This window comes from Priestia aryabhattai B8W22, assembly GCF_000956595.1.
Classification (GTDB): domain Bacteria; phylum Bacillota; class Bacilli; order Bacillales; family Bacillaceae_H; genus Priestia; species Priestia aryabhattai.
This window is the reverse complement of the sequence record NZ_JYOO01000010.1, coordinates 33,278-46,602: the sequence shown is the minus strand read 5'-3', so window position 1 is coordinate 46,602 and position 13,325 is coordinate 33,278. Positions and strand designations below refer to the sequence as shown.

The following is a 13,325-nucleotide window of genomic DNA, read 5'->3' as shown; positions in this document are numbered from 1 at the left end:
CGTAAAGGAGTGCCTTAAATTGGGACGTATATTAAAAAAAATTTTAGTCGCTGTTTTTCCTATCCTTTTAAAAGAAGGATATCGTCATTATAAAAATCGTAAAACTCGAACTACGCCGTCTAAAGGGTATAAATAAAAAGGACTCGAAAGAGTCCTTTTTGTTTTATGCTTGAACGGGGATATGCTTGAATTCTTTTACGTTAAATAATCCTTTGTCGGTTAATTTTAGACATGGGATAACAGGTAAGCTTAAGAAAGATAATGTCAGCAGCGGGTTGAATTTCTGTGAAATATCAAGCTCATGAAGAGCTCCGTGAAGCTGCTTAAGTAAGCTGTTTACTTCATTGTAAGGGTGAGGTGACATTAATCCTCCGATGGAAAGAGGGAGGGAGCCAATCACTTCATTGCCTTTTACAATAACAATACCTCCGCCGATTTCTTCAATTGCCGCAATTGCTTTTGCTAAATCCTCATCATTTGTTCCTACGGCTACGATATTATGTGAATCGTGAGCAATCGTAGTAGCGATCGCTCCGTCTTTTAACTGAAAGCCTTTTACGATCCCAAGACCAATATTCCCTGTTAAATGATGGCGCTCAACAACAGCCATTTTCAGCTGATCGTTTTCTACAGAAGACTGAAATTCGTTTTGCTTCACTTGAACTTCTTCTACAATATGATTTGTAAGCAGACTGTTTGGATTAATTTCAATAATATTAGCCCGATTGTGCTGAAGTGGTATCGTAAGTTTGTTAATAGAGAACTCTTTCAAATGAACAGAATTCATTAGTTCTGTCGGAAGATCAATTTGTTCTTCTTGAACAAACAGCATCTCTCCATTTTCAGCAATGAGCTCTCCGTTTTGATAAACATGTGCTGCAGATATATCGGTTAAGTCGTCCAGCAGAATAAAATCGGCTTTGTAACCAGGAGCAACCGCACCTCTATCTTTTAACCCGTAGCATTCAGCAGCATTTAATGAAGCCATTTGAATCGCAATTAACGGATCAAGCCCGAGTTCAATAGCAAAACGAACATTGTAATCAATAGAACCTTCCGTTAATAAATCATCTAGATGTTTGTCATCGGTACAGAATAAAAATCTGCGCGCGTTACGTTCATTTACAGCAGGTAACAATTGTCTCAAATCTTTAGCAACAGAACCTTGGCGGATTAGAACATACATCCCGCGCTGAATGCGTTCAATTGCTTCTTCTGCTGTTACGCATTCATGGTCTGTTGAAATGTTAGCGGTACGATAAATATTAACGCCCGTGGCATCTAGCCCTGAGCCGTGCCCATCAATTACGCCGTTTGCATCGTTAGCTGCTTGTAATTTATCAAGCATATCGTCATCTCCATCTCGAACAGCAGGGAAATCCATCACTTCTGCTAATCCAAGCACGCGAGGGTGAGAGAAAAATGGTGCCAAGTCAGCTGCTTTTAAGACGGCTCCAGAGCTTTCAAAAGGAGTTGCTGGCACGCTTGAAGGTAAGTTCACAAATACGTCTAAAGGAATCGAATCCGAGTTTTGAAGCATAAACTCAATGCCAGATTTCCCTGAAACATTCGCAATTTCATGAGGATCCGTTACGACAGTTGTGACGCCTCTAGGTACAAGAAGTTTTGAGAACTCTTTAGGTGTAACCATTGATGATTCAATGTGAACGTGTCCATCAATGAACGTAGGAGAAATATATTTCCTTTTGCATCAACGACGTTATTCCCTTCGTATTGACCTATTCCAACAATCACTCCATCAGCAATCGCAATATCGGCTTCAATGATGGAAAGCGTAAAGACATCGATAATTTTCCCGTTTTTCACTACAAGATCTGCAGGTATTTTTTTATTGGCAACAGCAAGCTGTTTTTTTAATGTTGTTTTTGTATTTGACATGAATGTGACTCCTCTCATTGTATAACTGAATAACAATGAAGGACTATGTAAGGGAGAACATAAAGAAGAATAAAAATGCAGTATGAATGATGTTCAACCCTCGTAGTCCAACTATTTACGGTAGTTCGGTAGAAACTCTTGGACCCTATTTCCAAGACTATACGAGCTTTAGGTATTTCGATACATTCTATAGACAAATAATAAAAACGTCAATTCCTAATAAAAAAGAAAGATTTTTGGGAATATTTCATCTATGTGTATGTAAACGATTTAACTCTTATTTGCTCGCTAAAAGGTGCAGCATTCATGTATAGAAAAAAATGTAGAAAAAACCGTCAATGGCTATTAGTCATTGACGGAGTTGTCATTAAGCTTGTTTACGCAGTGTACCTAATTCTTCCGCGATCGCTTGCATTTCACTTGGGCTAAAAGAATCTTTTCTCATTACCATATCGTATAAGTACTTTAAGTCTTCATACATTTCTTCGTCAAAAGCTTCAGCTTTAATTGCTCCGATATTTAGCATGCGCAATTTTTCACTAATGCTATCGACCATATGTTTAATATTCTCTGGAGATTTTACTGATAAATCCACTTTGTTCATCCTTCCAGTTGCGTTTTTTTTATTGTAACATGTTTTTATCGTGTGAACACTTTTATGTCAGGTTCTTATCCACAGAAGAGTGGAAACGATATAAATAAAAGAAAACTATTTTTTAGTTTAAAAATGATTGTATATAATGTTTGTAATAAGGGAAAGGAGTCGAGACTATGATTAACGTATTATTCGTTTGTTTGGGAAATATTTGTCGTTCACCCATGGCAGAAGCGGTCTTTAAAGATATGGTGAAGAAAAAAGGGCTAGAAGGACAAATTCACGTAGATTCTGCAGGCACAGGAGGCTGGCACAAAGGAAATCCGCCTCATGAAGGGACACAATCTATTTTAACGAAAAACAACATTGATTTTAAAGGGCAAACAGCAAGACAAGTGATTCAAGAGGATGTAGCTAAATTCCATTATATTATTGGAATGGATGTCGAAAATGTAGGAAATCTGAGAAGGATGGCTGGACATACTAAAACAGGTTATATTGCAAGACTTTTGGATTTTGTGCCCTATTTACATATTGAAGATGTGCCTGATCCTTATTTCACGGGAAATTTTGACGAAGTATATGACTTAGTTCAAGAAGGATGTAAGGCTCTTTTAGACGAAATTATAGAGAAGCATTTTTCGGAATAAGTGATACTCAAAAAATAAAAAACGGAGGAGAAACAACAAATGGGTAAACGAAATAAGCTAGTAGAAGGTATTGTCATTGGAGCAATTATAGGAGGAGCTGTTTCTTTATTTGATAAAGAAACAAGAAGTTCCGTCATTCAAGGAAGTAAAAAACTGAAAGACAAAACAAAAACTCTTATTCAGCACCCTGAACTTGTAACGGATACTGTGAAAGAGAAATATGAAACGATCCGTACGACCATTGAGCAAGTTTCTGAAGATGTATCATTTGTAGCAGGAAAAGTAGAAAAGTTAAAAGAAACAACGCCTCAGGTGATGGAAATTGTAAACGATACAAAAGAAGCATTTGTGGAGAAGTATGGTGATGAACAAAAATAAATAAGGAGGCACATATGGCTGGAATATACATAAATAACATCGTAAGGTTTGGCAAAGAACTGATGGGCCGCATTCATCGAGATGAGCTGCCCAGCTTATCAGCTGAATTGGCTTATTATTTGCTGCTCTCGCTATTTCCTTTTTTAATTTTTTTAATTACGCTGATTGGATTTTTGCCATTGGAATCAACAGATCTGCTTGACTTGGTCGAAAATGTAGCGCCCCAGCAAACGCTCCACATGATTGAAAGCAACGTTTCTCATATCATTGGTTCTCATAATGAAAAACTATTGTCCTTTGGTATCATTGCCACGATGTGGTCTGCTTCAAATGGAATCAATGCGATTGTAAGAGCATTTAACCGAGCGTATCACGTACAAGAAAATCGGCCTTTTTTAGTGGCAAGAGGTATGGCAGTTCTCCTTACTTTTGCGATGATATTTGTTATTATTGTAGCGCTTTTACTTCCGGTTTTCGGCCATATGATTGGTCTTTATTTATCGTCTACGTTTGGGTTCTCAGAAACTTTTCTCGCTTTATGGTCTGCTTCCCGCTGGATTATCAGCGGTCTCATTTTGTTTACTGTTTTTACGGGGTTATATTACTTTGCTCCTAATAAAAAGCTGCTGATTCGAAATGTGGTAAAAGGAGCGGCTTTTGCTACGGTCGGATGGACAGTGGTATCGATGCTGTTTGCGTATTATGTAAATCATTTCAATAACTATACAGCTACATATGGAAGCTTGGGCGGAATTATTATCTTGCTTATTTGGCTGTACCTATCGGGGATGATTATTGTTATTGGAGGAGAAATTAACGCTATTTTCTACGACCGTCGAGTTAAATCTTCATAGTCACAAATTGGCATGAAATCATTCGCAAGATATGAGCATACTAACAAAGTGAAAGGGAGGTTTTACATCATGACAAAGCATACAAAAAAAGACGGAAGCAATACAAAGCAAAATAAAAAGAGCCAACCAAAGCATAAAACAAGCAACAGCCAAAATGGACAAAACGGTTACCATTAAGGCATGGGTTTTCATAATAAAGAGGCTGGGACAAAGGTAGTTGAGTCCAAGTAAAAAACGAACCATTCATCGACCTGTTTGATGAGTGGTTCGTTTTTTTTTTTGTGATGGTGCATATCGTTTTATTTGTTTCGTTCCTTCTAGCAGTTGATTGGAGGGTAAGGCGAAGACTCCTGCGGGAAAAGCGGAACAGGTGAGACCCCGCAGGAGCGAAAGCGACGAGGAGGCTCAGCGGCCGCCCGCGGAAAGCGAAGCCTTGCACGGAAATCAATTGCGGTGTCATAAGCAGTCCAGCTCATGTATCTCATTTGTTCGTCTTTCGATTGGATTTATTTTGTTATGTCTCAACCTCTTTTTTGCGTTAAGATTTTAACAAACGCAGGCCGTTTAAGATAACTAAAATGGTGCTGCCTTCGTGACCAATAACACCAAATGGCATATCAAGCACTTGGAAAAAATTCGAACAAATCAATAAAAAGATGACGGCAATAGAAAAAATAACGTTTTGCTTCACAATTGAGTTCATTCGTCTAGAAAGAGCTACTGCATCCGAAATTTTTGATAAATCATTTTTCATTAAAACGATATCTGCCGTTTCAAGTGCCACATCCGTTCCTTCTCCCATGGCTACTCCAACGTTAGCAGTAGCGAGAGCAGGTGCATCGTTAATGCCATCTCCCACCATTGAAACAGTAGGGAATTTTTCTTTTAACGCTTTAATTTTATCTACTTTCGCTTCGGGCAAACATTCTGCAATGTATTCATCGACGGCACATTCTTTTGAAATGGCCTCGGCTGTTTTTTCGCTGTCTCCTGTAATCATGACGGTATGAATACCCTGCTCTTTAAGAGATTTAACAGCGTCTACAGCTTCTGTTCGTACAACGTCTTTTAGCGCAAGCAATCCCACAATACCATGCTGGTCTTTTGCGTACACAATCGTTTTTCCTTCACTGGCAAGCGTAGATGAAATCCCATTTTCAAATTCAGCTGCATCTTCTTTACCTACAAAATCTGCTTTTCCTATCTTCCACGTATCTCCTTGAAGAGACCCAATGACACCGTATCCGGGAACGTCTTCAAGTGAATCTGGCTGAACGAGCGTCAATTCCTTCTTGTTTTTCACAAAATCAACAATGGACTGAGCAAGCGGGTGATTGGACTGACGTTCAATGGATGCTATTTTAATAAGAAATTCCTGTTCGTTTATATCAGAACGTACAATAACATTTGTCACTTCTGGCTTTCCTTTTGTTAACGTTCCTGTTTTGTCAAAAGCAATTGCGCTTAAATGGCTTAACCTTTCTAAATGCACACCGCCTTTGAACAAAATTCCTTTTTTTGCTCCGTTTGAAATAGCAGACAGCGAAGCAGGGGTGATAGATGCAACTAGGGCGCAAGGAGACGCTACAACTAAGAGAATCATTGCTCGGTAAAATGTCTCGGTCCAGCTCCATCCAAGCACATAGTGTGGGAGGAAAAGCATAACTGCCACAACCGATAGAACAATTTTTACGTATGTGCCTTCAAATCGTTCGATAAATAATTGAGAAGGAGACTTTTCACTTTGAGCCGTTTGAACAAGTTGAATGATCTTTTGAAACAGCGTCTCAGCACTTGGCTTTGTCATTTTAATGGTAATGGCGCCTTTCACATTCACCGTGCCCGCAAATACTTCATCATCGAGCTGTTTTAGTACAGGAACAGATTCACCCGTAATAGCAGCCTGATCAATCGTTGTTTGACCTGAGACAACAATACCATCGGATGGCACTCGTTCACCCGGCTTAACTAGCAGCAAGTCACCGATTTGTAAAGCCGAAATCGATACAATTTCTTCTTGATCTCCAATCAGGCGCGTTGCTTCTTGCGGCTGTAAATTCATCAAGGCGCTAATTTCTCGGTTGCTTTTATTCATGGTGTACGTTTCTAATGCACCGCTTAATGCAAAAATGAAAATAAGCATAGCACCTTCTGTCCAGTAGCCAATTACAGCTGCTCCAATGGCGGCAATAATCATTAACATTTCGACGTTTAATTCTTTATTTTCGATCGTTTCTTCAATTCCTTCTTTTGCCTTAGCAAATCCGCCTATCACATAAGCTAATACAAAGAGCGTAATAGATACAGCTGTATCCTGCTGTTTTGAAAGCAGCCAGCCGGCTAAAATAAGCACTCCGCTCAACAGTGCAGCAATGAGTTCACCATGTGTTTTTAATACGTTGACAGCAGAAGACGTTTGCGGCGTTTGTTCTTGTTTTTTAGGTAACGCATTTTCCATACAAATCCTCCTTGAACGATAATTGAGAAGAATAATCACAATCATTACCCCTAAAAAAGCACGAAAGCTGCCATCTCAGCGATAGCAGCACACTTTTTCCATTTATTATCTTTTGAATTGGGATATTTAGTATAGTATAGCACGGAACAAGCAAGGAGGTAACAACTAATGCTTAAAAAATAAAAACAGAATGCAGCTGGACGTCTGCATTCTGTAAAAAACGTACTACATATCTAAATGCTCTTCATAATATTTATAAGCGGAAGTGTAAATGTGCTCGATATCGGCATCCGTCATGTACATTAAGGTTTCACGGTCAATCCCCTTCATTGTTTCAATAAATGTAATCATGTTTTTACGTTCTTGTCTGCTCATTTATTATTCTCCTCTCCATCTGTTTTAATACAGTTTATTATATTTAATTGTATTATATAACAGAAAAAGTATTTTGTGTGGATTTTTTTTTAAAAATAGGCAAAAAAATTTTGAAAGACGTAAATAATTGACTATATAGAAAAATGTGTTTTATAATTTATATATGAACATATGCTCATATACTTGCATATAATGAACGGAGAGATGGTATGAAAAAAGATGAACATTCGTTTTTATCGCCTCAAACAGTAGAAGAAGCATCAAGAATACTAAAAGCTATTTCAGATCCTACGAGAATGAAAATTCTTTATTTGCTATTTCAAGAAGAGTGTTCAGTCGGTCATATGGTTGAAGTGCTTGGTGTTTCACAATCAGCTATTTCACATCAGTTAACTCACTTGCGTCATTTACGTTTAGTAAAATATCGCCGTGAAGGGAATACGTATTTCTATACGTACGATGATGAACACGTGGTTGGAATTTTACATCAAGTGATTCAGCACGTAGAATGCGCACATAACGAATAGGAGGAGGGGCTTTGCATGAGTCATGATCATCACCACCATCATCATGGTCACCATCACCATTTTGATACACAGCGTGAAGGCAACAAAAAAGGTCTGTTAATTGCACTAATTATCACCGCGGGTATTATGGTTCTTGAGTTTGTTGGAGGGCTTTTTACAAATAGCTTAGCGTTATTATCCGATAGCGGACACATGCTGTCTGATACAAGCTCACTTGCTCTTAGCCTAGTAGCGATATGGTTTGCTAACCGAGCTGCATCGGCTAAAAAAACGTACGGTTATTATCGTTTTGAAATATTAGCGGCTCTTTTTAACGGAGTGGCACTGTTTGTAATAGCAGGGTTTATCATTTATGAAGCCTATCAGCGCGTACTAGAGCCGCAGTCTGTAGCAAGCGGCAGCATGATGCTGATTGCTACTGTTGGTTTACTCGCTAATTTAATCAGCGCCTGGTCACTTATGAGACAAGGCGATGTAAAAGGAAACGTAAATTTACGCAGCGCTTACTTACACGTATTGGGAGATGCTTTAGGATCTATTGGAGCTATTGTAGCGGGACTTCTTATGATGCTGTTTGGATGGTATATTGCTGATCCTATTATTTCTGTAGTTGTGTCTGTATTAATTTTAAAAAGCGCTTGGGGCGTGCTTGCTCATAGCGTTCATATTTTGATGGAAGGCTCTCCTGAAGGGGTAGATCACAGTGAAATAAAAAACCTTCTTGAAAACATTGAAGGAGTCAAAGATGTGCATGATTTACACATTTGGACCATTACTTCAGGACTGGACTCATTGAGCTGTCATATGCGCGTAGAAGATGAAAAAGATTGTCAGCAAATTTTGCAAAAAGCCATCGATTTAGTACATGATCACTGCGGCATTGAGCATACCACGATACAAATTGAAAAATCAGCTCTTCAGCATCGAACGCTAAAAGTTTAAAAAACAAGCGAGAACCTATAGGTTCTCGCTTGTTTTTTGCTGCATAGGCATTTTTTGTCCGAATACAAAAAGAATGATAAAAATAAAGCCAAGCATCCCGCTAATAATATTAAAAAAGCTGACATGATGAAAGAACTGAATAAAAGTACCGCCTATGTAAGGGCCGGCAAGGCTTCCGATACTAAAAGCAATGCCGCATAGTAAATTACCTGTAGGCAGTAGACGAGCAGGAATCAAATCCGTCATATAGCTGATTCCTAAACTAAACGTCGAGCCTACAACCATGCCAGCTATAAATAAACAAGCTACTAATGGAATAGCGGTCTCTTCCAAGAGGCTTGCTGTAAAAAACGTAACGGCTCCAATTGATAAAATCCATCCTAATACCAATTTCCGTCCAAATTTATCGCTCAGTATTCCGAGAGGAAGCTGAAATACAATAGCTCCAACTGCAAAGGAAGTCAAGAGGAGTGAAATAAACTCTACTTGCAAACCAATTCGTAAGCCATATACAGGAAAGCTTCCGTTCAGTGATGATTCTAAAAATCCATATCCAAAAGGCGGCAAAAAAGCAATCCAAGCATACTTAGCCGCCTTAGAAAATCGTTTAGCCGTTTCTTTTAATGAATTAACCTCCACTTCCTGTAGGGGAAATTCATTTTTTATCAAAAATAAAAACACCCACGTTATGAGGCAGAGAGCTGAAGAAATCATAAAAGGAAGCGCTTGATTAATTTCAATTAACGGCGTCATTAAAGGACCAACAGCAAAACCAATACCGAAAAAAAGCCCGTACAATGAAATGTTTCGACCTCGTTTATCAGCAGGTGAAGACGATGTAATCCACGTTTGAGTACCAAAGTGCAGCGCGTGGTCTCCTATTCCAATAAATAAACGGAGCACAAACCAAAAAACAACAGATTTCCACAAGGGAAACAAAGCTAAAGATACAATAACTAAAAGTCCGCCTGCTGCGATAATTGGTTTATATCCGTATCTGCGAAGCGGCCCTTCCATGAAAGGAGAAATAAATAAAATGCCTAGGTACAATCCCGTTGCGTTTAATCCGTTTATAGTAGAAGAAAGACCGTCTTTCTCAAAAATAATAGCAATTAAAGGCAGCAGCATGCCTTGGCTGAATCCAGAAATGGCGACAAGGCTAACTAAAATCCAGAAACGTTGTTGATGAGTAGCACCCATAGCATTTAACCTCTTTTTATCTATATTTTGTCAATCCAACTGTTTAATCGTACAAGGAAAACGCTTTATTGACAAGGATATAAACAGGCCGTGCTGTCCATTTGACATCTTTATGTAAGGGGAGTAGAATAAAATATGTAAATAGTTACATGTTTTTGTTTACAATTAAGAGGTGATTGCTATGATAGAACCAGGGTTAAAGAAAATAGCGACATTCACAATTAATGTTGGTACCCCGATTGTCATTGGTCATACAGGGTTAGGGAAAAAACAGTTTATCCCCATTAAGTCAGGTACTGCAAATGGAAAGATAAAAGGCTTAATCCTTCCAAGCGGAGCAGATTCTCAAATTATTCGTTGGGATGGCCGCGTCGATTTATCTGCTCGTTATGTGATTCACACAGAAGATGATGAACTTATCTACATTGAAAACAACGGAATACGTCAGGTTAGTAAAGAATTTAGAGAACAGGCTGCTGAAGGTGAAATTGTACCTCCAGAGCACGTTTACTTTCGTACGATTCCTGTCTTTGAAACTGGAAGTGCAAAGTATAAGTGGTTACAGGACCGCATTTTTATAGGCGCTGCTGTAAGAAACCCAGACAGCGTTGTGCTAGACATATATGAAGTTTTATAAATCAAATTAAAGGAGAGGTATAAACATGGAAAAATTTATTGGGAATCATATGATTTACACATACGAAAACGGATGGGAATATGAAATCTATATTAAAAACGAAAATACAATCGATTACCGTATTCATAGCGGAATGGTGGCAGGACGATGGGTTCGTGACCAGAAAGTAGATATTGTGAAATTAACAGAAGGTGTATATAAAGTATCCTGGACTGAACCAACGGGCACAGATGTATCTTTGAACTTTATGCCTGATGAAAAACGCATGCACGGCATTATTTTCTTTCCAAAATGGGTACATGAACATCCTGAAATTACCGTGTGCTATCAAAATGATTATCTTGATTTAATGCACGAATCCCGTGAAAAATACGAAACATATCCAAAATATGTTGTTCCGGAATTTGCTGATATTACGTTTATCAAAAATGTCGGAGCGAACAATGAGGAAGTTATCGCTCAAGCGCCTTACGAAGGAATGACGGATGATATTCGCGCTGGAAAATTAATTTAACATGGCGGCATAAAAAAGGCTAGGACAAAAGTATGTTAGTTGAAGGAAAATCCGAACGAATTTAATTCTTGATCAAGAATTAAATTCGTTCGGATTTTTTTATTGTGATGGTGCCCGGAAATAAAACCGCAGTGTAACAAGTAATCCATAGTGAGAGTAGTTGGTTATATAAAAAGCGGTTTATAATGAAGTAAAGGAGTGAAGAAAATGGAATTTAACATGAAAAAAGAAGAGGGTTTTACGACAAATCTTCCTTACGGAGAGCTGCATATCGCCGGAGATGAAGAGCATGGCTTTCGTCCTTATCAGTTAATGACATCGTCCATTGCCGTGTGCAGCGGAGGCGTGTTAAGAAAGATTCTAGAGAAAAAAAGAATCTCTTTTTCAGATCTACGCATCCAAGCTGATGTGACGCGCAATGATGAAAAAGCGGGGCGAATCGAAAAAATTCATTTGCACTATATCATCACAGGAGAAGACCTTCCATTAGATAAAATTGAAAAATCAATTGAGCTAGCTCGAAAAAATTGTTCGATGCTACAGTCGGTTATTGACAGTATAAAAGTGACAGAAACCTTCGAAATAAAATAAAAGTGGACATTGTCCACTTTTATATTTCTTTTGGTTTGCTTCCGGCTTTATCAAAATAGCGCATGCGTTCAGGGGTCAGCTGAAGAAGCAAATAATTTGGATCATCTGGACTTTTAATCCACTCTTTTAACTTTTCATTCCAAAATTTCTTTTTTAACTCTTCGTTTGTTTCTACATTTACTTTGGCTTCTACCTCTACATACGGATCACTCCAACCTTGCCCATCATAGCCTAACAAAATATGAACGTAAGGGTTTTTTTCTAGTTCTTCGACTTTATGGGTATCTTTATTGGTGGCGGTGTAGAGCACAAGATCTTCATGAAAAAACATCATAAAGCGTGAATAAGGTTTTCCATCTTGAATCGTAGCTAACGTTCCGATTGTATAGTCATCCAGTACGGATAAAATTTGATTTTTTACATCATTACTCATTTTTTCACTCCTCATTCTATCTCATTATCCTTGGTAGTTTGGCTGATTTTTAAATATCTTAATCAAAAATCAATTAGGGGTTTATCATTTATAAAAATAGGTTAAAAATACTAACATTGACGGTGAGTCTATACAAATTCTATTAATTTGATATGATTGATTTTGTTGTCAAAAAATGAATAAGGTGGGTGTACATATCGATGATCAATCGGATTTTTCTTATAGCGGTTATTCTTGGGGTGCCGCTATCTGTTATTGGGCACATGATGCACTGGTCAGATGTTCTTATGTTTATTATTTACTGTTTAACAATCATTGCCCTCGCAGCTTTTATGGGAAGAGCAACAGAGAGCTTAGCTGTTGTAGCTGGTCCTCGAATAGGCGGTCTATTAAATGCCACGTTTGGTAACGCTGTAGAATTAATTATTTCTATTTTTGCTCTAAAAGAAGGCCTTACAGCCGTAGTGCTTGCATCGTTAACCGGTTCTGTATTAGGAAATCTTCTTCTTGTAGGGGGTCTTTCATTCTTTATCGGGGGACTTAAATTTAAGCGTCAAGAATTTAACGTCTATGATGCAAGACATAATTCTGGATTATTGATCTTTGCCGTTATTGTTGCGTTTGTTATTCCTGAAGTGTTTGCTAGCGAAATGGACGAAGCGAAGACCATGTCCCTAAGTGTTGGAATCTCCATTATTCTCATCATCTTGTACTTAGCGGCGTTATTTTTTAAGCTAGTAACGCATCGAGGCGTGTATCAGCATAAAAGTGAAGAAGTGGAAGAACATGAGGAGCCAGAGTGGTCAATGTGGAAAGCGATTGCGGTTCTCTTTTTGTCTACGTTAGCTGTAGCTTACGTATCCGAAAGCTTGGTAAGTACAATCGAAATTGTCTCGGAAAGCTTTGGCTGGAGTGAGCTGTTCATCGGGGTCATCATTGTAGCGATTGTTGGGAACGCGGCAGAGCATGCTTCCGCAATTATTATGGCTGTTAAAAATCGCATGGGTGTAGCAGTTGAAATTGCTGTTGGCTCGACTTTACAAGTAGCGATGTTTGTAGCACCGATACTAGTGTTAGTGTCGCTGATGTTCGAAAATCAAATGTCTCTTGTTTTTACGTGGCCGGAGTTGATTGCGATGGTAACAGCCGTATTTTTAACGATTGCCATTTCTAACGACGGAGATACAAACTGGTTCGAAGGTGCAACTCTTTTAGGCGCTTATATTATTATGGGAATTGGTTTTTATCTTATTTAAAAAAGAAACGTTCACT

At 38.4% G+C, this 13,325-nt stretch carries 14 protein-coding genes, 2 pseudogenes and 1 riboswitch; of the genes and pseudogenes, 10 read left to right on the top strand and 6 right to left on the bottom strand.

Annotated features, from left to right (window positions below; translation table 11 throughout):
• Positions 1–163: 163 nt before the first annotated feature.
• Positions 164–1,899, bottom strand: a pseudogene (ade, locus tag N178_RS09820) (adenine deaminase).
• An 83-nt stretch (positions 1,900–1,982) separates the two neighbouring features.
• Positions 1,983–2,084, bottom strand: a riboswitch (purine riboswitch).
• Between the two features lie 182 nt (positions 2,085–2,266).
• Positions 2,267–2,494: a DUF1128 domain-containing protein gene (locus N178_RS09815; RefSeq protein WP_013055127.1), complete on the bottom strand. Its 228-nt coding sequence runs from the start codon at positions 2,492–2,494 to the stop codon at positions 2,267–2,269.
• A gap of 176 nt (positions 2,495–2,670) precedes the next feature.
• Between N178_RS09815 and N178_RS09810 the strand changes: the two genes are divergently transcribed.
• The 4 genes and pseudogenes from N178_RS09810 to N178_RS28025 all read left to right on the top strand — a co-directional run.
• Positions 2,671–3,144, top strand: coding sequence for a low molecular weight protein-tyrosine-phosphatase (locus N178_RS09810; protein WP_045291982.1), 474 nt, complete (start codon positions 2,671–2,673; stop codon positions 3,142–3,144).
• 39 nt (positions 3,145–3,183) lie between these two features.
• The gene (locus N178_RS09805; RefSeq protein WP_045291981.1) at positions 3,184–3,522 is read left to right on the top strand and encodes a hypothetical protein; all 339 of its coding nucleotides are present in this window, start codon (positions 3,184–3,186) and stop codon (positions 3,520–3,522) included.
• Between the two features lie 14 nt (positions 3,523–3,536).
• Positions 3,537–4,376 carry a YihY/virulence factor BrkB family protein gene (locus N178_RS09800; RefSeq protein WP_045291980.1) on the top strand — a complete coding sequence of 280 codons (840 nt, stop codon included), beginning with the start codon at positions 3,537–3,539 and terminating at the stop codon, positions 4,374–4,376.
• A gap of 339 nt (positions 4,377–4,715) precedes the next feature.
• A pseudogene (locus tag N178_RS28025) lies at positions 4,716–4,949 on the top strand (hypothetical protein); the annotation flags it as partial.
• Here the strand turns inward: N178_RS28025 and N178_RS09795 are convergent.
• Both N178_RS09795 and N178_RS09790 read right to left on the bottom strand, forming a co-directional pair.
• Positions 4,915–6,834, bottom strand: coding sequence for a heavy metal translocating P-type ATPase (locus N178_RS09795; protein WP_045291979.1), 1,920 nt, complete (start codon positions 6,832–6,834; stop codon positions 4,915–4,917). The pseudogene N178_RS28025 and the gene N178_RS09795 overlap by 35 nt on opposite strands.
• Before the next feature lie 225 nt (positions 6,835–7,059).
• Positions 7,060–7,209 (bottom strand): BH0509 family protein, encoded by a 150-nt coding sequence (locus tag N178_RS09790; protein ID WP_013055132.1) that lies wholly within the window; start codon positions 7,207–7,209, stop codon positions 7,060–7,062.
• Between the two features lie 209 nt (positions 7,210–7,418).
• On the opposite strand from N178_RS09790, the gene N178_RS09785 reads away from it, so the two are divergent.
• Both N178_RS09785 and N178_RS09780 read left to right on the top strand, forming a co-directional pair.
• The gene (locus N178_RS09785) at positions 7,419–7,736 is read left to right on the top strand and encodes an ArsR/SmtB family transcription factor (RefSeq protein WP_013081523.1); all 318 of its coding nucleotides are present in this window, start codon (positions 7,419–7,421) and stop codon (positions 7,734–7,736) included.
• A gap of 15 nt (positions 7,737–7,751) precedes the next feature.
• A complete protein-coding gene (locus tag N178_RS09780; RefSeq protein WP_045291978.1) occupies positions 7,752–8,678 on the top strand; it encodes a cation diffusion facilitator family transporter in 927 nt (308 codons plus the stop codon).
• Positions 8,679–8,693: 15 nt separating this feature from the next.
• On the opposite strand, the gene N178_RS09775 is transcribed toward N178_RS09780, so the two are convergent.
• A complete protein-coding gene (locus tag N178_RS09775; RefSeq protein ID WP_045291977.1) occupies positions 8,694–9,878 on the bottom strand; it encodes an MFS transporter in 1,185 nt (394 codons plus the stop codon).
• Positions 9,879–10,059: 181 nt separating this feature from the next.
• Here N178_RS09775 and N178_RS09770 point away from each other — a divergent pair, with 181 nt between their 5' ends.
• The 3 genes from N178_RS09770 to N178_RS09760 all read left to right on the top strand — a co-directional run bounded on the left by N178_RS09770 (position 10,060) and on the right by N178_RS09760 (position 11,620).
• Positions 10,060–10,515: a DUF3237 domain-containing protein gene (locus tag N178_RS09770; protein WP_045291976.1), complete on the top strand. Its 456-nt coding sequence runs from the start codon at positions 10,060–10,062 to the stop codon at positions 10,513–10,515.
• Between the two features lie 25 nt (positions 10,516–10,540).
• The gene (locus N178_RS09765) at positions 10,541–11,029 is read left to right on the top strand and encodes a phenolic acid decarboxylase (RefSeq protein WP_045291975.1); all 489 of its coding nucleotides are present in this window, start codon (positions 10,541–10,543) and stop codon (positions 11,027–11,029) included.
• A 207-nt stretch (positions 11,030–11,236) separates the two neighbouring features.
• Positions 11,237–11,620, top strand: a complete 384-nt coding sequence (locus N178_RS09760; RefSeq protein WP_045291974.1) for an OsmC family protein — start codon at positions 11,237–11,239, stop codon at positions 11,618–11,620.
• Positions 11,621–11,639: 19 nt separating this feature from the next.
• Here the strand turns inward: N178_RS09760 and N178_RS09755 are convergent, their stop codons facing one another.
• The gene (locus tag N178_RS09755) at positions 11,640–12,053 is read right to left on the bottom strand and encodes a pyridoxamine 5'-phosphate oxidase family protein (RefSeq protein WP_028412447.1); all 414 of its coding nucleotides are present in this window, start codon (positions 12,051–12,053) and stop codon (positions 11,640–11,642) included.
• Between the two features lie 200 nt (positions 12,054–12,253).
• Between N178_RS09755 and cax the strand changes: the two genes are divergently transcribed.
• Positions 12,254–13,309: a calcium/proton exchanger gene (cax, locus tag N178_RS09750; RefSeq protein ID WP_045291973.1), complete on the top strand. Its 1,056-nt coding sequence runs from the start codon at positions 12,254–12,256 to the stop codon at positions 13,307–13,309.
• The last annotated feature ends 16 nt before the right edge of the window (positions 13,310–13,325 follow it).